The sequence below is a fragment of the Flexivirga sp. genome (genome assembly GCF_035551235.1).
Lineage (GTDB): Bacteria > Actinomycetota > Actinomycetes > Actinomycetales > Dermatophilaceae > Flexivirga.
On the sequence record NZ_DASZNO010000019.1, the window covers coordinates 40,218 to 61,428 of the forward strand.

Annotated in this window: 23 protein-coding genes; 11 read left to right on the forward strand and 12 right to left on the reverse strand. The window is 66.9% G+C overall.

From position 1 onward, the window contains the following. Position 1 precedes the first annotated feature (1 nt). Positions 2 to 1,207 (reverse strand): glycosyltransferase family 4 protein, encoded by a 1,206-nt coding sequence (locus tag VG502_RS03275; protein ID WP_325548592.1) that lies wholly within the window; start codon positions 1,205 to 1,207, stop codon positions 2 to 4. A 372-nt stretch (positions 1,208 to 1,579) separates the two neighbouring features. Between VG502_RS03275 and VG502_RS03280 the strand changes: the two genes are divergently transcribed. Continuing rightward, on the forward strand, positions 1,580 to 2,770 hold the full coding sequence (locus tag VG502_RS03280; protein WP_325548593.1) for a polysaccharide biosynthesis protein: 1,191 nt from the start codon (positions 1,580 to 1,582) through the stop codon (positions 2,768 to 2,770). On the opposite strand, the gene VG502_RS03285 is transcribed toward VG502_RS03280, so the two are convergent. From VG502_RS03285 to rfbB, 4 genes are all read right to left on the reverse strand, one after another. Then, positions 2,771 to 3,694 (reverse strand): glycosyltransferase family 4 protein, encoded by a 924-nt coding sequence (locus VG502_RS03285; RefSeq protein ID WP_325548594.1) that lies wholly within the window; start codon positions 3,692 to 3,694, stop codon positions 2,771 to 2,773. Positions 3,695 to 3,905: 211 nt separating this feature from the next. Continuing rightward, entirely contained in the window at positions 3,906 to 5,066 is a 1,161-nt protein-coding gene (locus VG502_RS03290) for a DUF1972 domain-containing protein (RefSeq protein WP_325548595.1), read from the reverse strand. Then, entirely contained in the window at positions 5,063 to 5,890 is an 828-nt protein-coding gene (gene rfbD, locus VG502_RS03295) for a dTDP-4-dehydrorhamnose reductase (RefSeq protein WP_325548596.1), read from the reverse strand. The genes VG502_RS03290 and rfbD overlap by 4 nt, the downstream gene beginning before the upstream one ends. Beyond that, positions 5,890 to 6,900, reverse strand: coding sequence for a dTDP-glucose 4,6-dehydratase (gene rfbB / locus VG502_RS03300; protein WP_325548597.1), 1,011 nt, complete (start codon positions 6,898 to 6,900; stop codon positions 5,890 to 5,892). Before rfbB ends, rfbD begins: the two co-directional genes overlap by 1 nt. Positions 6,901 to 6,936: 36 nt before the next feature. Between rfbB and rfbA the strand changes: the two genes are divergently transcribed. After that, positions 6,937 to 7,809, forward strand: coding sequence for a glucose-1-phosphate thymidylyltransferase RfbA (gene rfbA, locus VG502_RS03305; protein WP_325548598.1), 873 nt, complete (start codon positions 6,937 to 6,939; stop codon positions 7,807 to 7,809). Further along, the gene (locus tag VG502_RS03310; protein WP_325548599.1) at positions 7,809 to 8,405 is read left to right on the forward strand and encodes a dTDP-4-dehydrorhamnose 3,5-epimerase family protein; all 597 of its coding nucleotides are present in this window, start codon (positions 7,809 to 7,811) and stop codon (positions 8,403 to 8,405) included. The genes rfbA and VG502_RS03310 overlap by 1 nt, the downstream gene beginning before the upstream one ends. A 74-nt stretch (positions 8,406 to 8,479) precedes the next feature. On the opposite strand, the gene VG502_RS03315 is transcribed toward VG502_RS03310, so the two are convergent. The 4 genes from VG502_RS03315 to VG502_RS03330 all read right to left on the reverse strand — a co-directional run bounded on the left by VG502_RS03315 (position 8,480) and on the right by VG502_RS03330 (position 12,439). Continuing rightward, positions 8,480 to 10,027 carry a hypothetical protein gene (locus VG502_RS03315; protein WP_325548600.1) on the reverse strand — a complete coding sequence of 516 codons (1,548 nt, stop codon included), beginning with the start codon at positions 10,025 to 10,027 and terminating at the stop codon, positions 8,480 to 8,482. Further along, positions 10,024 to 10,959, reverse strand: a complete 936-nt coding sequence (locus tag VG502_RS03320) for a hypothetical protein (RefSeq protein ID WP_325548601.1) — start codon at positions 10,957 to 10,959, stop codon at positions 10,024 to 10,026. Before VG502_RS03320 ends, VG502_RS03315 begins: the two co-directional genes overlap by 4 nt. Positions 10,960 to 11,285: 326 nt before the next feature. After that, positions 11,286 to 11,873, reverse strand: coding sequence for an arsenate reductase/protein-tyrosine-phosphatase family protein (locus VG502_RS03325; protein WP_325548602.1), 588 nt, complete (start codon positions 11,871 to 11,873; stop codon positions 11,286 to 11,288). A 119-nt stretch (positions 11,874 to 11,992) separates the two neighbouring features. Continuing rightward, a complete protein-coding gene (locus tag VG502_RS03330; RefSeq protein ID WP_325548603.1) occupies positions 11,993 to 12,439 on the reverse strand; it encodes a MarR family winged helix-turn-helix transcriptional regulator in 447 nt (148 codons plus the stop codon). A 255-nt stretch (positions 12,440 to 12,694) separates the two neighbouring features. Here VG502_RS03330 and VG502_RS03335 point away from each other — a divergent pair, with 255 nt between their 5' ends. The 8 genes from VG502_RS03335 to sodN all read left to right on the forward strand — a co-directional run bounded on the left by VG502_RS03335 (position 12,695) and on the right by sodN (position 19,282). After that, positions 12,695 to 13,306 (forward strand): hypothetical protein, encoded by a 612-nt coding sequence (locus tag VG502_RS03335; protein ID WP_325548604.1) that lies wholly within the window; start codon positions 12,695 to 12,697, stop codon positions 13,304 to 13,306. 89 nt (positions 13,307 to 13,395) lie between these two features. After that, a complete protein-coding gene (locus tag VG502_RS03340; protein ID WP_325548605.1) occupies positions 13,396 to 14,811 on the forward strand; it encodes a LamG-like jellyroll fold domain-containing protein in 1,416 nt (471 codons plus the stop codon). 182 nt (positions 14,812 to 14,993) lie between these two features. Continuing rightward, positions 14,994 to 15,902 (forward strand): ABC transporter substrate-binding protein, encoded by a 909-nt coding sequence (locus VG502_RS03345; RefSeq protein WP_325548606.1) that lies wholly within the window; start codon positions 14,994 to 14,996, stop codon positions 15,900 to 15,902. Beyond that, positions 15,895 to 16,848 (forward strand): amino acid ABC transporter permease, encoded by a 954-nt coding sequence (locus VG502_RS03350; RefSeq protein WP_325548607.1) that lies wholly within the window; start codon positions 15,895 to 15,897, stop codon positions 16,846 to 16,848. Before VG502_RS03345 ends, VG502_RS03350 begins: the two co-directional genes overlap by 8 nt. Before the next feature lie 71 nt (positions 16,849 to 16,919). Then, on the forward strand, positions 16,920 to 17,744 hold the full coding sequence (locus VG502_RS03355) for an amino acid ABC transporter ATP-binding protein (RefSeq protein WP_325548921.1): 825 nt from the start codon (positions 16,920 to 16,922) through the stop codon (positions 17,742 to 17,744). Beyond that, positions 17,741 to 18,049 (forward strand): S24 family peptidase, encoded by a 309-nt coding sequence (locus VG502_RS03360; RefSeq protein WP_325548608.1) that lies wholly within the window; start codon positions 17,741 to 17,743, stop codon positions 18,047 to 18,049. The genes VG502_RS03355 and VG502_RS03360 overlap by 4 nt, the downstream gene beginning before the upstream one ends. Positions 18,050 to 18,265: 216 nt before the next feature. Next, positions 18,266 to 18,694 (forward strand): VOC family protein, encoded by a 429-nt coding sequence (locus VG502_RS03365; protein WP_325548609.1) that lies wholly within the window; start codon positions 18,266 to 18,268, stop codon positions 18,692 to 18,694. 183 nt (positions 18,695 to 18,877) lie between these two features. Continuing rightward, the gene (gene sodN / locus VG502_RS03370; RefSeq protein ID WP_325548610.1) at positions 18,878 to 19,282 is read left to right on the forward strand and encodes a superoxide dismutase, Ni; all 405 of its coding nucleotides are present in this window, start codon (positions 18,878 to 18,880) and stop codon (positions 19,280 to 19,282) included. A gap of 73 nt (positions 19,283 to 19,355) precedes the next feature. On the opposite strand, the gene VG502_RS03375 is transcribed toward sodN, so the two are convergent. The 3 genes from VG502_RS03375 to VG502_RS03385 all read right to left on the reverse strand — a co-directional run bounded on the left by VG502_RS03375 (position 19,356) and on the right by VG502_RS03385 (position 21,159). Then, positions 19,356 to 19,910, reverse strand: a complete 555-nt coding sequence (locus VG502_RS03375) for a COG4315 family predicted lipoprotein (RefSeq protein ID WP_325548611.1) — start codon at positions 19,908 to 19,910, stop codon at positions 19,356 to 19,358. A gap of 62 nt (positions 19,911 to 19,972) precedes the next feature. Further along, a complete protein-coding gene (locus VG502_RS03380; protein ID WP_325548612.1) occupies positions 19,973 to 20,653 on the reverse strand; it encodes an anti-sigma factor family protein in 681 nt (226 codons plus the stop codon). Then, positions 20,650 to 21,159, reverse strand: coding sequence for a sigma-70 family RNA polymerase sigma factor (locus tag VG502_RS03385; protein WP_325548613.1), 510 nt, complete (start codon positions 21,157 to 21,159; stop codon positions 20,650 to 20,652). The genes VG502_RS03380 and VG502_RS03385 overlap by 4 nt, the downstream gene beginning before the upstream one ends. Positions 21,160 to 21,211 lie beyond the last annotated feature (52 nt).

Genomic DNA, 21,211 nt, shown 5'->3' on the forward strand with positions numbered 1-21,211 from the left:
GTCAGTCCTCCGAGCTTCCACGGCCACAGAGCCGCTGCTCGGCGTCAGCGGAGCCAAGCATGTCCTGGACCGCGGTCAGCAGCATCTGCACCGTTGCGCTGTCTTCGAATTGCTCCGTCGACGCCATGGCAGCGTGCGACAGACGACGGGAGAGGAGCGGGTCATCAACAGCGGTCACTATCTGGTCTCGCAGGCTCGCGTCGTCACGGGCTCGAAACACGAGACCGGTCTCCCGGGGCCGGACCATCTCCAGTGGTCCCCCCTCATCGGGAACGATCACGACGCATCCGGCCGCGAGTGCCTGGGCGACGGACTGGCCGAAGGGCTCGGGCTGCATGGTGGGCAGGACAAAGATGTCCGAGTTGCTCAGCACTGTGGAGACGTCATCGATGTGCCCTCTGCGGGTGACCTTCACCGGGGAAGTGGCGACGAGCGTATCGAGCTCGGCGAGGTATTCGGCATCCGAAAAGAAGTCCCCACCATAAAGGTCCACCGAGATCGACTTCGCAGGATACCGCTCTGCGAGATCTGCAACCGCTCGAACAAGCAGGTCCAAACCCTTCCAGCGGTCCGGACGGCTCAGCGTGACGATCCTGATCGTGTCGCTCGAGCACGGATCGGTGCCACGGCTGCGGGCGGGTGCATGGATGCCGGACACCGGGTAGGCGACGTAGCGTTGCTTACCCAGGCTGGCGGGTATGCAGGAGGCGGTCCACGCACTGTTCGCCAAGAACGCGTCGAACACCGGGAAGATGCCTCTGATGCCCACCAAGCGCTTCGTGCCGGTCAACGACTCCATTGATACGCGTGAGTAGTAGGAGCTTCCGGTATGCCGCGCGAGTCCACAGCGATTGAGAAGTGCATAAACGGCAGCAGCATAGAGGCTGTTGATCACTATGAGGTCGTAGCCGCGTCCAACGATCAGGCGCCGCAGTCGGTAAGCGTAGAGCGGAGTCTTCCGGAATGAGAATGCGTCCTCATCCAAGACGAATGTCGATGGCGCCGCGTCGCTGAAGTCGGCCCGCAGCTTGCCGCCGCTGAGGAGGGCAACCTCCGGGCGAATGGATTCCGGCGGGGCCTGCTGTAGGAATCGGAGCAAGCCCAACTGGCCACCGCCGGGGTCGGCTGAATGATCGACAAACAGGACGCGGGGAGCTAGCGCGCCAGTCCCTCCAGCAGCCTGGGCGATGCCCGAGTTGGCAGGCAAATACTTGATCTCCCCTACGTGACCGGCGTCGCCGGAGGTCAGTTCTGGTGAGGAATGCAGCCGCCAGTACGGCTGCTACCCTCGCCCGCCGTACCGACCGAGGACTCGTCCTCGTCGCAGTGTAGCCGTTGGTCGCGCGATGGTACGTGGCTCCTGGGTCCTGGTGCAGGTAAGGTCAGCGACTGTGCAGCCCTGGACCGTTTCGCCGTTGCCGTCCGGACGCGGGTCCGGGCCTACCGCGTGAGAACTCGTCGACAGGTCGGCCGGCACAGAGCCGCACAGCAGCCATCCACGCTCCCAGCAACACGGCGTGCTCACGTCGGGCGGCTGTTGGGTTTCGCCGTCCTTCCCGCACTCGGTTTCCTCAGCTCCTTGGCGATCTTGCCCGCAGTCACGTCCGCGTACGGCGACCGCGGCTGGCCGGCTATCGCTCTCGGCATATCGATCGGTGGCACGACGGGCGTCATATCCGAACTCGGCTGGGGAGTCAATGGCCCGTCACATGTCGCCCGTGCTCGCCCAGCGGCCCGTGCCCGTCTTTACGTCCTTTCATTGGTCACTCAAGCAGCTGCGGCGCTTCCCATATCCATTCTCTCGGCTCTCGCCGGGTTCCTCATTTCTGAGCATTTTCGCATCGAATGTGCCCTGACGGCCCTGGCGACATGTTGGGCAGCGATGTCGCCCAGTTGGTTCTTCATCGGCTCTGGAGAACCGTCCAACATTGTGCGCACTGATTCGATCCCCAAGGTCTCGTGCACCTTGGCCGCGGCCGCGGCGATCGCTCTTGGTGCACCGTTGTGGGTGTATCCACTCGGGCTGTTGACCGCGACCGCTATCGGATTGACCGTGGGCATGCGCTTGACGGGCGCTCACTGGCACATGCTCAACGGCTTTGGCCTCCGACGGGTTGTTCGTGTCTTTGAGATTCAGTGGCTCGCGCTCCAGAGCACCATCGCCAGTGCGATATACATCGGTGCGCCAACAACCATCGTGGGGATGGTGGCACCCGGCGCACTGGGAATCTTCTCCGCAGCAGACCGCTTGCAACGAATGCTTCTGAGTCTCCTACAGAGCGTTCCCCAGGCTTTTCAGAATTGGGTCGGATCCGCGCCGTCACCCGCGGCGCGGAGAGAACGTGCGATTCGCGCTGTCAAGATCAATTCCGTCATCGGCGCGCTGTGCGGCGGTGCATTCGTCGTCGTTGCTCCTATTGCATCGCGCATTCTCTTCACAGGTCATTTCACTATCAGCTGGCGGCTCGCGTCAGCATGCGCGGTGGTGGTCTTCTGCACAACGACGTCAAGAGCAGCCGGAAAGATCGGCTTGGTCATTTTCCGACGTCTCGATGTGCTGCGCACGAGCAGCGTGGCCGGCGCCGGCGTCGGCGTCGTCATGCTGCTGACGTTGCCCACTCGGTTCGGGGCGATGGGCGGCCTCCTCGCGGTCGCAGCTGCCGAGGCCACAGTGCTCGGGATTCAGCTACTCGGACTGCGCAGGGCACACCTGAACCACGCAGGCATCATGCGCGAAGACGCGTCCATGAACACACGACAGTCGTCGTGATCAACTGGGAATTTCGGCAGCCACATCACGAATAACCGCCGCTACGCGGTCCCACGCGTAGGCGGCATTCACTCCGTTCGGCGCGCCCTGACGACGTCGTGGGACACCGCTCACCTCGTCGATCTCTCGAGCAATCGCACGGACGTCGTGCGGGTCCACGAACCGCGCGACCTTTCCGACCGTTTCGCGCAGAACCGGTATGTCGCTGACGATCACCGGACACCCGAAGTGCGTGGCTTCCAGCGGCGGGAGCCCGAAACCCTCATCGAGGGAAAGATAGAGCGTGACAGACGCATGCTCATACAGCCACCGCAGGTTTCCATCGGTCACTCGACCGAGGAAGCGGACCGTCCCATCCGCGACGAGATCCTGCACATCCTGTGGGACACCGCCTACGCCTGAATGAAGCTGGTCACCTACCACGACCAGTGGGTTATCGGGGGTGATGCGGTGGGCTATACGAGCCGCCGTCATCGCACTCACCAAATTCTTGCGGACGTTCAGGCGTCCGACCACCAGCGCGAACGAGTGCGGACAGTTTTGCGGTTCCTCGGCGGTGGCATGTGTCAGCGACGTGCCGACGGCCAGACCGGTGGCGCGGACCTTCTTGACCCAAGGCGCAATGCGCTCGATGCGTGCCACCTCGGCTTCGGAGGACGTGACGACTCGGCTCGCACGCCGAAGGCTGGGTGCCATCAGCCCGAAGTAGGCGCGCTCCGAGCGGCTGAACCACTCCGGATGGTCGCCGAACATCAGGTCGTGGACGAACACGACGTTGCGTCCGGACAACGGGGCGTAGTTGTGCGAGACCACGACATCGGCGTGGCACCTTTTCGCCAACACGGGCAGCTCTATTGCATTTGAGACCGCTTGCGGCCACAAGCGAGTTGGCACCACGGACAACCCATCGACGTCGGCTGTCATCTCACCACGGTGAGCGGAGCGGACAGCGAGAACCAGTTCGTCATCCGGGAATGAGTCCCTCCACGACCTGATAATTTCTCGCATGACCGTCCTGTTGGCCGCTGGGCCATTGACCCACCAGTAGCCATCAAACAGCACACGCATTGCTTCGCCCCTCACGGACAATGACGGAATGGATGATGCGGTGAGACGCCGCGCGTTTGGTGTCGTACTACCGTTGATGACTTGGCTCGGACGGACACGAGCCGACCAGCGCAGCCGACAGCTGCCCTTCGTAGGCCGCAAGCACCTGCTCCCACGAGTAGTGTTCTTCGGCTCGTTCACGGGACCCCGAAGACAGGTCGGCCCGCTCGTCGCGATCGTGAAGCACAGCCGAGAGCTGCTGCTGGATGCTTGAGGGGTCGGGCGATGCAAAGGCGCCACTGTCGCCAAGCACTTCGTGGTTGAAGACTGTGTCGCGCGCGACGACAGCGGCTCCGCACGCCATCGCCTGGACCAGCGCGGGGTTTGTGCCGCCCACGCTATGGCCGTGGAAGTACACACCGGCGTTCGACCACAGTGCATGCAGGAACTCGTCGTCGCTCACGTGCCCGAGTAGCCGCACGCTGTCCCGCTCGGCGGCCAGGGATTCGGCCGCGCTCTGGATCGGGTCGCCGGCCGGTGCACTACCGACCACCACAACCGGCGTCGACGGCTTCATCAGGCGGACCGCGTCGAAGAACTCGTGCATGGTGTTCTCCGGCACGAACCGGGCGACCGCGAGGACATAGCTCCCGACCTCCAGGCCAAGGCGCTCCCTCACGAGATGCGAGTTCGGCCCGTCAGGGACGGTGCCGCCATACGGGATGAACTCGGTGTCCCGTCCGAAGTGCTGTTGCCAATGGCGGCCGATCTCAACGGAATCGGCAATGAGCGTGTCCGCGAACTTGGCGCTCATGGTCGCACCGGCACGGAAGACACGCTTGGCGGGCGCGCTCCATTTCTCTCGCTCCCACTCCAGGCCGTCGACGTTGAGCACGACCGGAATGCCCCGTGCTTTGAGCAACGGCAGAAAATAGCCGTTCGCGACGTTCATCACCAGGGCCACGTCGGGCTTGCGTCGAGCTGCATCGGCGCAAGCGGTCAGCCCGTAGGAAAGCGTGCTCGCCGACTTGGACTCCACTCCTCGGGTGAATCGTTGCGTGACCCCGGGTGGAATCTTCTCGTCCGCAACATGCTCGGGCCGGCTGTAGACATCGACCTCCCAACCACGCTCGGCGAGATACGGAACGAGGTATCGAACAAGGGTCTCGAAGCCGCCGTAGTAGCTGGGAAAGCCGCGAGTGCCGATGATGGCAACTCGCGGCGAATCGGCCAGGAAACGTGACTTCAACTCTTGATCTCCATCATCTCTCTCAGTGACGCCGCCCACTCAGACGTTCCAACACTGCCCGTCCGGCCGAGCACACTGTATGCCGGGCGCGGTGCGGGGCGTGGGAAATCGTTTGTCGTGCAAGGGTTTACCCGCTCCGCGTCGAGACCCGCGAGGCGGAAGATCTCCTTCGCGAAGCCGCACCAACTCGTCGTGCCCGATGAAGTGCCGTGGTAGTAGCCGCCGGGTTGGCCCGTTTCGATCAGGTCGACCACGTATGCCGCGAGGTCCTTCGTCCACGTCGGCTGGCCGATCTGGTCATCGACCACCTTGAGGGTCTCGCGCTCCCCCGCCAGCCGCAGCATGGTCTTGACGAAGTTGGGGCCGTGCTCGCCATACAGCCAGGCGGTGCGCACGATCAGTGCGTCGGGGTTCGTGGCGCGGATGGCCCACTCCCCGGCCGCCTTGGTCCTGCCGTACGCCGACTGCGGGTTCTGCGGATGATCCGGCTGATACGGCTCGGTGGCCGTGCCGTCGAAGACGTAGTCGGTCGAGAGGTGCACCATCCGAGTGCCGGTCTCAGCAGCTACGAGGGCGACGTTGCGAGCGCCGACAGCGTTGATCGAAAACGCTTCGGGCTCATGGGTTTCGGCATCGTCGACAGCGGTCCACGCGGCGGCATTGACCACGACGTCGAAGCCCTGCATCGTCGCTCGGACCGCATCGACCGACCGCACATCGCACTCGGCCGAACCGACCGCGACGACGTCCTCGCCCCGTTCCTGCAGCAGCAGGACCAGGTCGGTGCCGAACATGCCTCGGCCACCGGTGACCAGCCAGCGCATCAGTGGCCTTCGCCGATGACGGACTGGCCGGCATACCGTGCCTCGGCGGCGGCCTTCTGCGGGCGCCACCACGACTCGTTGTCGCGATACCAGTCGATGGTCGCCGCGAGGCCGGCGTCGAAGTCGGCGAATTCCGGTGTCCAGCCGAGCTCTTCGCGCAACCGGGTCGAGTCGATCGCGTAGCGGCGGTCGTGGCCCGCTCGGTCGGTCACATGGTCGTAGTCATGCGCGTCCTTGCCCATGCCGACCAGGATCTGCTCGATGACGGCCTTGTTGTTGCGCTCCCCGTCCGCGCCGATCAGGTAGGTCTGCCCCAGCTCGCCGCGCTCGAGGATGGTCCACACGGCGCGGTTGTGGTCGTCGACGTGGATCCAGTCGCGGACGTTGAGGCCGTCGCCATACAGCTTGGGGCGGACGCCGTCGATGATGTTGGTGATCTGCCGCGGGATGAACTTCTCGACGTGCTGGCGTGGGCCGTAGTTGTTGGAGCAGTTGCTGATCGTCGCGCGCACCCCGAAGGAACGCACCCACGCGCGCACCAGCAGGTCGCTGCCGGCCTTGGTCGAGGAGTACGGACTGCTCGGGTTGTATGGCGTGGCCTCGGTGAAACGCTCGGGGTCGTCCAGCTCCAGATCGCCATACACCTCGTCGGTGGAGATGTGGTGATAGCGCACATCGTGGCGCCGGACCGCCTCGAGCAGCGTGTAGGTGCCGATCAGATTCGTCTGCACAAACGGCCACGGCTCGGCCAGCGAGTTGTCGTTGTGCGACTCGGCGGCGAAGTGCACGACCGCATCGGCGTCGGCAACGAGCCGGTCGACGGTCTCGGCATCCGCGACGTCGCCCTCGACGATCTCGACCGTGTCCTCGAGGCCGGCCAGCGACGCACGATCCCCGGCATACGTGAACGCATCGAGCACCGTCTGCTGCACATCGGGGCGGGTCGCCGCCGTCAGGTGCACGAAGTTGCTGCCGATGAATCCGGCTCCGCCGGTGATGAGTACGCGCACAGCCGAAGGATAACGAGCACGACTAGGGTCGGCATCGTGAAGGGGATCATTCTCGCCGGCGGGTCGGGCACACGGCTGCACCCGATCACGCGCGGCATCAGCAAGCAGCTCATGCCGGTCTACGACAAGCCGATGGTCTATTACCCGCTGTCGACCCTGCTGATGTCGGGCATTCGCGAGATCCTGGTCATCACGACGCCGCACGACATGGAGCAGTTCGTCCGCCTGCTCGGCGACGGCAGCCAGTGGGGCATCGACCTCAGGTATGCCGTGCAACCCTCACCGGACGGCCTGGCCCAGGCCTTCATCATCGGAGCGGACTTCATCGGCGACGACACCGTCGCCCTCGTCCTGGGCGACAACATCTTCTACGGCTCCGGGCTGGGCACCGCGTTGCGGCGGTCGACCGAGGGCCTCACCGGCGGGCACATCTTCGCCCACCACGTGACCAACCCCTCGGCGTACGGCGTGGTCGAGTTCGACGCGGACGGCCACGTCCGTTCGATCGAGGAGAAACCGGACAAGCCCAAGTCGCGGTATGCCGTGCCCGGCCTCTACTTCTACGACAACGACGTCGTCGAGATCGCACGTGGACTCACACCCAGCGCCCGCGGCGAGCTGGAGATCACCGGCGTCAACGACGCCTACCTGCAGCGCGGCGACCTGACCGTCACCGTCCTGCCGCGCGGGACCGCGTGGTTCGACACCGGCACGTTCGAGGGTCTGATGGATGCCGCACAGTTCGTGCAGGTCATCGAGGACCGCCAGGACCAGAAGATCGGCTGCATCGAGGAGATCGCCTGGCGGGCCGGCTGGCTCGACGACGCCGGACTGGCCACCCACGCCGACGACCTCGCCAAGAGCGGCTACGGCGGCTACCTGCAACGACTCCTGGAAGGCCCTCGCTGATGGACATCGAACCACTGCAGATCGCCGGTGCCTTCGTCGTGACACCACGCCAATTCCCTGATGACCGTGGGGTTTTCATGGAGGGCTTCCGCGGTGACAAGCTCGCTGAGCACATCGGGCACCGCCTCGACGTCATACAGACCAACATCTCGGTGTCGTGCAAGGGCGCCGTGCGCGGCATCCACTACGCCGACGTGCCGCCCAGCCAGGCGAAGTACGTCACCGCGGTCAGCGGCTCCTTCGTCGACTACGTCGTCGACATCCGCGTCGGGTCACCGACCTTCGGCACCTGGTGCAGCGTCGACCTCGACACCGACACCCGACGGGCGGTCTACCTCTCCGAGGGCCTGGGCCACTGTCTCGTCTCCCGCGAGGACGACTCGACCGCCGTCTACCTCTGCTCGACGTCCTACAACCCGGACCGCGAGCACGGCATCAACCCGCTCGACACCGACCTGGCACTGACGTTCCCGGACGACATCGAGCCGATCCTCTCCCCCAAGGACACCGCTGCCCCCACGCTGGCCGACGCGCGTGAGCGGGGCCTGCTGCCGTCGTATGACGAGTGCGTCGCCTTCGTGAACGGCCTGCAGTAGCCGCCGGCCTCGCAGGCTGGGCGACGGGAAGGACCTCCGACTTCCACATCGCTCAACCTGCGAGGGACGGACGTTCAACCTGCCAGGGACAGGCACTCGCTCGGCACAGGTGCCGGCGCGTCATACACGGCTGATCCGGTCTGTTGCCACCAGATCGCACTGCTCTGCAGCCGCCCGTCACCCGGGTACGGATTGCTCGCGAAACGCTCGAGATCCGGATGGTTGCTCATCCCCGCGGCATGAACCACCGCCGGCGCCAGCGCCGGGTCCTCCGCCAGTGCGGCCAGGTCGACGTCCGCCGGCACGCCGCCCGCATAGGACAGTGCACGCAGCATCGCGGCCCTGCTGTCCGGCACGGTCTCCAGCAACTCCACGAGCCGGTCCCGATCCTCCGGCGTCGCCAGGTAACTGAGCGCGTGCCCGGCGGCCTGCGCGGCGTACGGGCCGACCGGTGTGCGGACCTGTTCGATGGCGACCTGGGCCAGCTCCGTGGCATAGGGGCTGGCGGCCAACAGCAGTGACGAGTGGTGGCGACGCTCGACGAAGTCCGGTGACATCGCCTCACGCAGCAACCGATCCAGCATCGGGTCGTCCAGTCCGGACTGCCGCAGGGCCGCCGACCGGTAGTTGCTCAGCGCGGTCGGGCTCTGCACACGTGCACCGATCGCCGCGGGCGCCGGGTAGTAGCCCAATCGTGCGACGACCTGCTGGGTGAGAGCGCCCGAAAGCCGTTGTGCCACAAGGAATGCGGGCTCTCCGCGCAGCGGCCCGTCGGCCGCCGCGTCGAGCACGGCCCGGCTGACCTGGGGCACCACACCTGCCGGCATACGACCGCTGCAGATCAGGTTGAGCAGCCCGTATGCCGCGCCGGACAACTGCTCACCCTCGGAGTGCTCGAAATGCTGGATCAGCCAATGCTGCACCGCCGGGTCGGTGCTGCTGCCGAGGACCGGGATGACGTTGGTGACCGACTGCGCGCCGGGCCGCACGACCGCACGAGCCACGGCGTCGAGCACGACGCTTCCGGTGGCCCGATCGGTGAGCAGCAGCTCGAGCGCATGGGTGCGTGTGGTGTAGGCGTGGCGCACCGCTCGCATCGTCTCCGACACGAGCTTGTCGACCCAACTGCGCAACATCGACGGCGGCAGCACGGGCCCGGACGGTTGGGTGATCGCGGCCGCGAGCTGGATCCAGTCGGTACCGCCCATGGAGCCGGCCTCGACCCGTGTCTCCCAGTCGCCCAGTGCGTCGGTCAGAGCGGCCCGGGACACGCCCTGCGAGCCCTCACCTGCCAGCGCCGGGCCGAACATCCGGTCGATTCCCAAGCACACGCCGAGCAGGCCTCCGGCGGGTAGTCCGAGCGACTTCTCGTACGCCTGCAGGATCGACCTGGGCACACCCTCCACTCCCGTCTCGTAACGGCACAATGTGCTCGGCCCGAGCATGCACCCCTGTGCTCTCAGCATCTCCACGAACCGACCGGCCGGCCCGGGCGCGACCGCCAGCCGACTCAGCCGCAGCAGCCAGGCGATACGCGCTCGCGCGTCGATCCCCCGCCCGCGCAGTGGTGTGTTGTCCTCCGGCATCACGACCGGCCTTCCCCGCCCTGGCGCCCACGTCATCGTCCCGCTCCCTTCAAGACGGCACGACCGGTTCGCGTGCCATTTCCTCCAGTCGATGGCCGCGGAGTTCGGCCTCCTACGAACTTGCGCTCGCCGCACGGATGGTCCCGCAACAGCGCGTCGAGCAGACCCGGCACCAGATGGCTGTGCGGCCCGAAACAGGCGCGTACGTCCAGCACCACCGGGTCGCCCCCGACGCGATGACGCAACGAGACCTCGACCGGCCCGGTCAGACCGAGTGCCCGGACCGCCGCTTGGGCGAGGCGCTCCACCCCCGGCACTGTGCTCGTGTCGATCACACACGCGCCGATGACCTCACCGTCATCGAGGACCGTCTCCTCCAGAACGGCCGTCAGCCGGCCCTTTCCCTCGGCAGGGCGGTAGACGACGACCTTGTATGCCGCGCCGGGCACGAACTCCTGCACGAGCACGTCGTCGCTCAGCGACGCCCAGTCGATCCCGGCGGGGTCGTCCACCACGATCGGCGGCCGGCCGTCATCCACCCACCGCGCACGCAGGATCAACGGGCTCTTCATCAGCGAGCACACGATCGTTCGATCGGCGAGGTCGCTCGGGATGCCGAAATCGGGCACCCCGATCCCGTGCGCCCACAGGCTCCAGGCGGTGAGCAGTCGGTCCTGCGCCGTGGCCGCCGGTCCCGCCGCCGGGATGACCAGGTCGATGTCGGGCCCGAGCACGGCCCGACCGGACGAAACGGTCGAGAGCACATCGCTGCTCGCGGGCACGACCAGGTCGATGCCCTCGGTCCTGACCAGCCTCGCGAGCGCCGGCAGGAAGCCCGGGCCCTCCGCGATCAGGTGGCAGGTGGCGGACGGGATGTGCATCGGGCGGACATCGGCACAGTGCACGCGCAGCCCACGGGCCCGAAGCTGCTCGGCCAGTGACCTGCCCGAGGCACCCGCTGCGCCCACGACGAGCACCGAGCGCCGGCGCCCATCTGCACCCGAAATTGGGTCCGGTTGATTGAGCCTTGACATTTGATCCCCTGAAACGGCGTTACGTGCGAATTGAGAAGACGCCGCAAGCCCAAAGATCGGGGGCGGTCACGTGGAGAGCAACACCCGGGTCAGGGGCATCGCTGTCAAACCTGCAGCCGGCTTTCGGCCGGCCAGAGTCCTGGCTGGTGTTGCTACGAAGAGCAAGCTACCGCTTTACCAAATCTTGATCAAGACTTTGCCAAAACTTGGAAAAGATTTCTCCTGCCGCCTGAGTGAGCAGAGGCGGGAGGAACCGTCCATCAGCCGCCGGCGGCGTCGCCATTGGGGGTGGCCGCGAGGTGTCGTGCGGCCCGGACGATCGGGGGCAGCAAGTGGCCCACCTGCGCAGCCATCCGGCCGAAAACCTCCGGCGAGCGGCGGTAGGGATCGACGATCCCCGCGCCGTCGGCATCCCGCACCGCGACCTCGTCACGTCGCGCGGCGGCACCCGCCGCCAACTGCGCCACGAACGAACCATCGCCGGTCGGCTGGAGATCGGCACCCGCGACGAGATCGCTGAAGTCGTCGATCGCGTGCGTATGGCGCAACGCCTTCGGCGCCATACGCACGACGTGCCGGCGGTGATCACGCGTCGCGGTCAGCACAAGGTCCGCCGACCGCGCGAGGTCCGGCGTGAGCTGGCGCGCGACGAAGCCCTCACCCGAGAGGCCGGCGTCCGCGAGGAGGCGCGCGACTTCGGGGTCCATCGGCTCGCCCATGAGTGCGTGGGTGCCGGCGCTCGCGACCTGCACGCCGTACGGCGCCAGCTGGGCCGCCAGCAGCCGCTCGATGTATGGCGAACGGCACACGTTCCCGGTGCAGACGACCAGGATCAGTCCGGCACCCACGTCCACCGCTCCTCACTCCCGCGCAAAACTCCGGAACAACCGCCCGGAAAACTGCCCACCCCGAACCTACCCGGGCCACCCGGAACGCGGGCGCGGAATGCATTTGTTCCCAGGCACATTCAGCCCTCCGATCGGCCTTCCCGGATGCTCCGCGACTGCGCATCGAATGCAGCGGTCAGGCCGGCCATCACCCGGTCGGCCTCCGCCGGATCGGCCGTGTCGACACGATCGAGCACCTCGGCCAGCCACTGGTCCGAGCGGTCGAGGTGTGCATTGCCCGCGGCCGTCAGTCGCACGACGATCTGCCGGCGGTCGGTGGGATGTGGCGTGCGCTCGGCCAGGTCCGCCGCCTCCAGCCGCCCGAGCAGCGCCGTCACCGTCGACGGCGTGAGCCCGGTGAGTTCGGCGAGTTCGCGGGCGCTGAGCGGGCCCTGTCGGCGCAGGTGGCTCAGGGCGGCAGCCTCCGTCATACCGATGCCGAACTGCTCGGCGACCACCTGCCGGAAGTGTTCGGCGGCAAGCACGAGCCCGCGCAACTGCGCGGCTCTCTGGTCCTTCGCGGACATGATGGGACTCCCAGGGATGTGGTTCACGCTTCAATATTACGACAATCGCACTGTGTGATGGACGTACTGTTTGACAATCGAACGATTTACCTTTACTTTACTACTTGACGCCGCGACGAGTCTGCAGATCGGACTTCGGGACGGCGGAGTGCGCGGGCGTCGCCCGGCCCACTCGCCGAGCAGGCAACCGAGCCTGCGAACCCCCACTTCTTCCATTGGCCCGAAAGGCGATCCCGCATGTCCACGTCCACTTCCATGTCCACTTCAAAGGCCCCCTCCCGCCGCCGCAACGCCCGCCTGCTCATCGCCGGCGCGATCGTGGCCGGCCTCGCAGCATCCGCCGCCGTCGTGTGGCACGCGTCCTACTCGGCGTTCTCCGCGCAGACGACCAACCCCAGCAGCAACTGGACCGCCGGCACCGTCGGCCTGTCCGACGACGACAGCAATACCGCGCTCTTCAGCGCGACCGGCCTGAAGCCGGGCTCGACCGGCACCAAGTGCATCGCGGTCACCTCGACCGGCTCCCTGGCCTCGGCGGTGAAGCTCTACGGCACCAACTCGAGCACGACCAACGCGCTCGCCGGCTCGATCAACCTCTCGATCACCCAGGGCACCGGCGGCGGCTTCGGCTCGTGCACCGGTTTCACCGCGCTCGCCACCGGCGCCGGCGTCTACAGCGGCACGCTCGACGCCTTCGGCAAGTCCGCGACCAGCTACGCGACCGGCCTCGGCACCTGGGCCCCGACCGGCAGCGGCTCGGAGACCCGCGTCTACCAGATCACCTACACGCTCGACGCTGCCGCACCCAACACCGTCCAGGGCGGCACCGCCTCGATCGGCCTGACCTGGGAAGCCCAGAACTCCTGAGAACCCGCCGATGGCAATCGTTTTCGCGCGATTGCCATCGGCTGATCGCCCCGCGAACCGACCCTGACCCACGACCCTGCGAGAGGCCCATGGCAACCGTGCACAGCGCGTCCGACACCGGCCCCGGCTGGGCCTCACTGCTCGTCACGGCCCTCTGCCGCGGCCTGCTGGTGATGCTTGCGAGTATGGCGCTGTGGGCCGTCCTGCCGGCTGCGCTCGGCTGGCAGGTCACTGTGGTGATGAGCGGTTCGATGGAGCCCGCGCTGCGGCCGGGTGACGTCATCGCGTCACGACCGATCTCCGGCAGCGCGGTGCGACCCGGCCAGGTGGTCCTGGTCGACGACCCGGATCACGCAGGACGACTACGCCTGCACCGGCTGGTCAAGATCACCGACGCCCATCTGGTCCTGCGCGGCGACGCGAACCGCTCCGACGACTCAACACCGGTGCGCCGCAACGCTGTTCACGGTGTCGGCTCACTGCGCGTCCCCCTCATCGGTGCCCCGGCATACTGGCTGCGCACCCACCAGATCACGCCGCTGATCCCGACAGGGCTCGCGCTGATCCTGGTCGCACTGGGCGCGATCGGCCGCCGCGAGAAGGGCGATCCGCCGGATGACGACACCGGATCGTCCATGCCGGAGACGGACCGGCCCGGCGGTCGCCGGTCCCGCCGGTCACGGCGCAAGACCCTCGTCGTACTCACGACGGTTGCGCTGACAGCCGCGACGGTCGCGACGAACGCACCCGCGCAGGCGGCGACCGCTTTCCGGGCGACCGTCGCGAACCCCACGTCCTCCTGGACCGCGGGCTATTTCAGCTGCTCGGCGGCGGTGAAGGCGGACGCGCCATACCTCTACTACCCGCTCAGTGAGAAGTCCGGGACCACCGCGGCCGACGCCTCCGGCAACGCCCGCAACGGCGCCTACTCCAGCCTCGGGGTGTCGTACGGCGCTGCGGGCCCGTGCGCGCGGGACAACGCCACGGGCGTGACGCTCGACGGGACGACCGGCGCGGTGTCGACACCCGGCCCGATCAGCGGCCCGCAGCAGTACACGCAGGAGATCTGGTTCCGAACCACCAGCTCCCTCGGCGGTTCCCTGATCGGCTTCGCCTCCTCGGCCTCCGGGTTGGGACTCGACTTCGACCGGCAGCTCTACCTGACCGCCAGCGGGAAACTCGTCGCCGGTGTGCACCCGCGCACCTCCAACCAGACCATCACCAGCAGTGCGAGTTACAACGACGGCGCCTGGCACCTCGCCGACGTCACACTCTCCCCCACCACCGGCCTCACCCTGTATGTCGATGGGGCGCCGGTCGTCGCCAACGCCGGCCTCAAGGGGGCGCAGGACTTCTCCGGCTACTGGCGCTTCGGTGACACCCCACTCACCGGCTGGCCGAGCGCACCGCTGGGGTCGCACTTCTCCGGGTCGCTGCAGGGCGCCGCCATTTTCCCGGCCGCGCTGTCGGCGAGCCAGGTCGCCGCGCACTACGCCGCACGCTGAGTCGCGCCGGAGCGGCCGGCCGGAGGCTCATCGGTACCCGCGCCGTGAGTGACCAGCCCGCCAGAATACGTCTCGCATACGAGACGGATTCGACCGGTGGTGATGCACGACACATCACGTGACGCTGCGAAGATGAACCACCGCAGGGTGCTCGGACACTCTCCACCGACGAAAGGATCCCCATGTCGGCATGGTCACGCGGCGGGCCGATGGTGCTCGCCGGCGGCCTGGTCGCATCACTCCTCGCAGGGTGTGGCGCGACATCTCTCGGGCTCGGCTCGAGCGAGCAACAGACCGCCACCGCCGGTTGCTCCTCCGGTGGGCTGAAGAACGCACTCCCCTCCGACGTGAAGCCGGGCACGACGCTCACGGTGGCGTCGGACGCGTCATACGAGCCGAACGAATTCCTGGCCGCCGACGGACAGACGATCATCGGCATGGACATCGAGCTCATGCGCGGTGCACTGCAGTGCCTCGGGCTGAAGGCGAAGTTCCAGAACGCGAAGTTCGACAACATCCTGCCCGGCATCGTCGGCGGGAAGTACGACGCGGGCGTCTCGTCCTTCACCATCACGTCGGCCCGCCTCAAGCAGGTGACGATGATCAGCTACTTCTCGGCCGGCACGCAGTGGGTCGTCCGCAAGGGCAACCCCAAGAAGGTGAATCCCGCCAAGCCGTGCGGGTATTCAGTCGGTGTGCAGACCGGCACCACCCAGGCCGACGAGATCAAGGCGCTCAACAAGGGCGAGTGCAAGGGCAAGCCGATCAAGGCCGTCGTCGAGGACCTGCAGTCGAAGGTCACCACGGACCTGCTCGCCGGGAAGGTCGACGCGATGGCCGCCGACTCCCCCGTCGCCCTGTATGCCGTGAAGAAGACCGGCGACAAGCTGCAGGCGGCCGGGAAGATCACCGGCTCTGCGCCATACGGCGTGGTGCTGCCGAAGGGCAGCGACAAGCTCGGCGTCGCGATCGCGCAGGCCTTCGCGCAGATGGCGACCAACGGCAGCTACCAGAAGATCCTGGCCAAGTGGGGCCAGCAGAGCGGAGCAGTGGAGATGTTCGCAGCGAACCCGGCGGTGGCCAATGGCTGACGTGATCGCACCCGACAGGCCCGCCGCCGCGGAGCGCCCCGGCAAGGTCGACGCACGTCCGGTCCGCCACCCGTGGCAGTGGGTCGGCGTCGTCGTCATCGCGGTCCTCGTCGCGATGATGATCAACTCCTTCGTGACCAACTCCAAGTGGGACTGGCACTTCGTCTGGCGCGTCATGGAGTACCGCCCGGTGCTCGAGGGCCTGGTCAAGGGCACCATCATCTGCACGCTCGGCGCGATGGTCGTGGGCATCGTGCTCGGCATCACCCTCGCGGTGATGCGGTTGTCGACCAACCCGGTACTGCGTGGTGTGGCCTTCGTCTTCACCTGGTTCTTCCGCGCGGTGCCGCGCTACGTGCTGCTTGTCGTGCTCGGCGTGGGCGTGCTCTACCTCTACCCGAAGCTCGACTTCGGCCTCCCGTTCACCGACGTGCACTTCTACACGCTGGACGTGAAATCGGTCAGCAACGGCATCCTCGTCGGCATCATCGGCCTGGGGCTGTCCGAGGCGGCATACATGGCCGAGATCGCGCGTGCCGGCCTGTTGTCGGTCGACACCGGCCAGCACGAGGCCGCCAGCGCCATCGGGATGAGCCGCGGCAAGGCGATGCGGCGGATCATCCTGCCGCAGGCCATGCGGGTGATCGTCCCGCCGACCGGCAACGAGACGATCGCGATGGTCAAGGACACCTCGCTGTTGTCGGCGGTGCCCGTCACCACGGAGTTGTTCTTCCAGGCGAACGCCGTTGCGAACTCTACGTATCTGGTGATGCCCGCCCTCGTGGCCGCGGTGATCTGGTATCTCATCGTCTGCTCTATCCTGATGGTCGGCCAGACCATGCTCGAGCGCTACTTCGGTCGCGGCTTCGGTGGTCAGACCGGTGGCAACAAACAGAGTTGGCGCGGACGGATGCTGTCCCTGCGCGCCGGTGGAGGTGGCATGTGAACGCCGTAGAGCGCCGACCCGAGCGAGGACACGAGCGAAGCGAGGCCCGCAGCGAGGGACAGAGGCGCGACATCAAGCACAGTCGACCGCTGGTCGAAGCGGTCAATCTGCACAAGCACTTCCATGGCGTCGATGTGCTCAAGGGCATCGACATGACTGTCGCCGAGGGCGAGGTCGTCTGCCTGCTCGGGCCGTCCGGCTCCGGCAAGACGACGTTCCTGCGGTGCATCAACCAGCTGGAGATCTTCGACGGCGGCCGGCTGTATGTCGACGGCGATCTCCTCGGGCTGCGCGAGTCCGGCGGCTCGCTGCACCGGCTGTCCGAGAAGCACATCGCGCAGCAGCGACGGCAGATCGGGATGGTCTTCCAGCGCTTCAACCTCTTCCCACACAAGACCGCCCTGGAGAACGTCATCGAGGGTCCGGTCCAGGTGGGTGGCGTGTCCAAGAAGCAGGCGCGCATCGAGGCCGGTGAGTTGCTGGAGCGCGTCGGGCTCAGCGAGCGCGCCGACCACTACCCGGCGCAGTTGTCCGGTGGCCAGCAGCAGCGGGTCGCCATCGCGCGGGCACTGGCGATGAAGCCCAAGCTGATGCTCTTCGACGAGCCGACCTCCGCGCTCGACCCCGAGCTGGTCGGCGAGGTGCTCGCGGTCATGCGCGAGCTCGCCGACGAGGGTATGACGATGGTCGTCGTCACCCACGAGATCGCGTTCGCCCGGGACGTCGCCGACCGCGTCGTCTTCATGGACGGTGGCGTCGTCGTGGAGGAGGGCAAGCCGGCCGACGTCATACGCAACCCGCAGCACGAGCGCACCAAGACGTTCCTCAGCCGGATCATCGCCGAGCAGGAGCAGCACGCCGCTGCTGCTGCAGAGCTCGTGAAACCGCTGGAGTGAGAGTCGGATTCGTCGTCGTGCGGGGTCGGTCGATGGAGCCGACCTACGTCGATGGCGACCGCCTGCTCGTCCTGTATGGCGTGCGCCCCCGTATCGGCCGGGCGCACGTCATACGGCTGCCGGACGGTCCGGATGGTCCCCGCCCGATCGCGGTCAAGCGGATCACGCGGGCCGCCGGCGACGGCTGGTGGGTGGAACGCGACAACCCCGCCGAGGGTGTCGATTCCTGGCTGGTCGGCGAGATCCCCACGTCCGATGTGCTCGGCGTGGTGCTGCTGCGCATGCGGCGGGCGCGACGGGATTAGAGGACGACAGTCGACCCCTCGACACGCCCCAACCCCACCCACGCGTGATTCAAGGACGACAGTCGCCCCCTTGACACGCCCACCGTGCCCTGCTGGCCGAGAGGAGTACCGAACGACCGAGAGGACTACGGATTCGGTCCAATTCCGTACGCCCCTCGGTCATGTGGTACTCCTCTCGGTCACGAACCGTCGGTGGGCGCTGCTTGACTGGTCGGCATGGAAGCCAGAGTCAGTTTCATCACCCTCGCCGTTGCCGACCTCGCTCGGACCCGCGCGTTCTACGTCGACGGGCTCGGGTGGCAGCCGGTCTTCGAGGACGGCGAGGAGGTCATCATGATCCAGATCGCCGAACACCTCGTGCTGTCGTTGTGGCAGGTCGATGCGTTCGCGGCGGAGGTCGGTGGGCGGCCGTCGTCCGGCATACCTCCGATGACCTTGGCGCACAACACCATCGACCGGGCGACGGTCGACTCGGTGCTGGCCGATGCCGCAGCAGCCGGTGCCGAGGTGAGTGCCGCACAGGACCGCGCATGGGGTGGCTACTCGGGCTATTTCGCCGACCCGGACGGTTTCCGCTGGGAGATCTGCTGGAACCCGGGCGAGATCGGCAGGATCGTGGTGCCCGGCGTCTCCGAGGCAGGCTGAGTCCGCCATATGCGACTTATTCGCATATGGCTCAGGGGGGTTCAGACCGCGACCACGTCCCGAGTAGGTTCGTAGCAAGGAGTGGAAATCACGCCCGCGCGGCGGACTTTCCGTTGACTTCAAGCCCACTTGAAGTGACACGCTCCCGCCATACGTCCGATGCACCCGACGGAAGGACATCACATGCTTCGCCGAATCTTCGCCCGCACGATCGAGGTCAGCGCACACTGCGATCTGCCGTGTGGCGTCTACGACCCCGCCCAGGCGCGGATCGAGGCCGAGTCGGTCAAGGCCATCTGCGAGAAGGTCGCTGACAAGCCCGACGACATCGACTTCAAGATCCGTGCCGCGATCATCAAGGAGCAGCGCTCCGAGCTGGTCAAGCACCACCTGTGGGTGCTGTGGACCGACTACTTCAAGCCGCCGCACTTCGAGAAGTACCCGCAGCTGCACACGCTGGTCAACGAGGCCACCAAGCTGGCCGGCGCCGGCGGCACCAAGGCGTCGTGGGAGGTCAAGACCGCCGACGAGCTGCTCGCCAAGATCGACGAGATCGCCAAGATCTTCTGGGAGACCAAGAAGGCCTGACGTTTCATCAGCTTGAGAAAGGCGCCGGCCCCCATTGGGGGTCCGGCGCCTTTCCGTATGGCGGGGCGCCCGGTCAGTACGAGGAGCCGCCCTTGCCGCCGCCGGTGCTGCTCGCAGGCGACGTGGTGACCTTGGCGCCCTTCGAGTTCAGCGCCCACCAGATGCCTTTGAAGCCTTGGCCGTTCACGTCCCCGGCAGACCCGTCACCCGCGTAGTAGTAGAGCGGCCAGCCGTCGAGGGTCACCTGCTTCTCACCATTCATCCCCTTGATCGTGCCGACCTTGCCGGTGATGCCCATCACCTTCGGGGTGCCGGCGACGGTCACTGCCGGCCACTTCGAGACGCACGGGCCGGAGCAGGCAGTCTTGCCGGAGCCCTTCGTGTCCTTGTCGTACTGGTACACGGTCCGGCCGTCCGGCCCGGTCACCACAGGCCCCAGCGAGGTCTTGGTGATACTCAATGTCGCCTTGCCGGCCGCCGCTCCGGCTGCGGCCGAGCTCGTCATACCGGAGGACGTGGCGGGCGCCGCGGAAGTGCCGCCTCCCGACGAACCACTCGAACCGCATGCCGCAAGGGTGGCCACCAAGGCCACCGCACCGAGCGCGCCGAGGCCTCGTGTCGAACGCATCATCTCTGCCTCTCTCGAATCGGATCAATGTGCTGCAGACACGAAAACGATTGGGAGATGGTTCAATCCGGGTTCGCCGAGAGCAGGACGGAACCCTCGGCATTGCGAACCTGCAGATGCGCGATCTGCGACTTCGGCACAGCAGTGGCCGCGGTCAGCTTCGCGGTCGTACCCGGCTCTGCCGACCAGGTCGAGATGGACGTCGCGTGACCGGCGTCGTCGACGACGTACAGCGCGTAGACGGCCTTGCCGCCCCACTGCGTCGTCTCGGCATACGTGCACTTCATGTCGACCTCGGTCCCCCACGCCTTGTCGTGCAGGCGGAGGGTCGCGCTCAACGGGTTCGTGTGCACTTGCTGCATCGCCACGGTGACGCCCGGCGGCGTGGTGTCGCGCTGCTGCACCCAGACCGCCCCGCCGATGACGAGAAGCACCGAAGCGGCAACTGCCGCAAGGGAAACCGCCCACCGGCGACGGCGCCGGATGCTTGTCACCTCGCCCTGCGCCATCGACCGGGTACGTGCCAGCAGGTCCGCCGGCGGCGGCTCGGAGACGTCACCGGAGACTTCCTCGGCCGGCACCTTCCCCAGCAGCCCGGGTATGACGGCCAGCCCGCGCACCGACTCGGAGCACTCGGGGCAGTCGGCGAGATGCTGCTCGTATGCCGCGCGCTCGGCGGACGACAGCGCACCGAGCACGTAGGCCGCGTCCCACTCGGCGAATTCCTCGTGCCTGTCGGTCATCTCGTCACCCCTCTCTCCTGCAGTGCCAGTCGCAACGCGCGCATCCCATAGTGCATGCGCGACTTGACGGTCCCCGGTGGAACGCCGATGTCGTCCGCGATCTCCGCCACCGTCGCCCGGCCGTAATACGCACGCACGACCACCTCGCGGTGCTGCGCGCTGAGCGAACCGAGAGCGTCCACGATCAGCGCGGCGTCGAAGACGGCGTCGACCTGGTCACCGGCGCGTTCCTCCGGGAGGACCTCGGTGGCCACTTCCCGGCGGTACCGGGCCGAGCGCGCCTCGTCGATCACCAGTCGCCGAGCGACGGTGAAGAGCCATGCCCTGGCCGAGGTGGCGCTCGTCTGCGAGTCGTCGGTGATGCCCTCGCGCCAAGCGCGCAGCATGGTTTCCTGCACGACGTCCTGGGCGAACGCCCGGTCGCCGGTCAGCCGAACGGCATACGCCCACAACGCATTCGCGTGATCACGATGCAACTGATCGAGCACATCCGGGTCCGTGACCATCACCACCTCCGTCGCTGACACGAGACCGACCCGCAAAAGGTTCAATCGAACC

Coding starts and splice junctions, on each gene's coding strand:
- sodN (WP_325548610.1), top strand. CDS start 18,878: ATGCTTCGCCGAATCTTCGCCCGCACGATCGAGGTCAGCGCACACTGC.
- VG502_RS03375 (WP_325548611.1), bottom strand. CDS start 19,910: ATGCGTTCGACACGAGGCCTCGGCGCGCTCGGTGCGGTGGCCTTGGTG.
- VG502_RS03335 (WP_325548604.1), top strand. CDS start 12,695: ATGTCCACTTCAAAGGCCCCCTCCCGCCGCCGCAACGCCCGCCTGCTC.
- VG502_RS03340 (WP_325548605.1), top strand. CDS start 13,396: ATGGCAACCGTGCACAGCGCGTCCGACACCGGCCCCGGCTGGGCCTCA.
- VG502_RS03310 (WP_325548599.1), top strand. CDS start 7,809: ATGGACATCGAACCACTGCAGATCGCCGGTGCCTTCGTCGTGACACCA.
- VG502_RS03345 (WP_325548606.1), top strand. CDS start 14,994: ATGTCGGCATGGTCACGCGGCGGGCCGATGGTGCTCGCCGGCGGCCTG.
- VG502_RS03285 (WP_325548594.1), bottom strand. CDS start 3,694: ATGACAGCCGACGTCGATGGGTTGTCCGTGGTGCCAACTCGCTTGTGG.
- rfbD (WP_325548596.1), bottom strand. CDS start 5,890: ATGCGCTGGCTGGTCACCGGTGGCCGAGGCATGTTCGGCACCGACCTG.
- VG502_RS03315 (WP_325548600.1), bottom strand. CDS start 10,027: ATGACGTGGGCGCCAGGGCGGGGAAGGCCGGTCGTGATGCCGGAGGAC.
- VG502_RS03385 (WP_325548613.1), bottom strand. CDS start 21,159: ATGGTCACGGACCCGGATGTGCTCGATCAGTTGCATCGTGATCACGCG.
- VG502_RS03330 (WP_325548603.1), bottom strand. CDS start 12,439: ATGTCCGCGAAGGACCAGAGAGCCGCGCAGTTGCGCGGGCTCGTGCTT.
- VG502_RS03380 (WP_325548612.1), bottom strand. CDS start 20,653: ATGACCGACAGGCACGAGGAATTCGCCGAGTGGGACGCGGCCTACGTG.
- VG502_RS03365 (WP_325548609.1), top strand. CDS start 18,266: ATGGAAGCCAGAGTCAGTTTCATCACCCTCGCCGTTGCCGACCTCGCT.
- VG502_RS03350 (WP_325548607.1), top strand. CDS start 15,895: ATGGCTGACGTGATCGCACCCGACAGGCCCGCCGCCGCGGAGCGCCCC.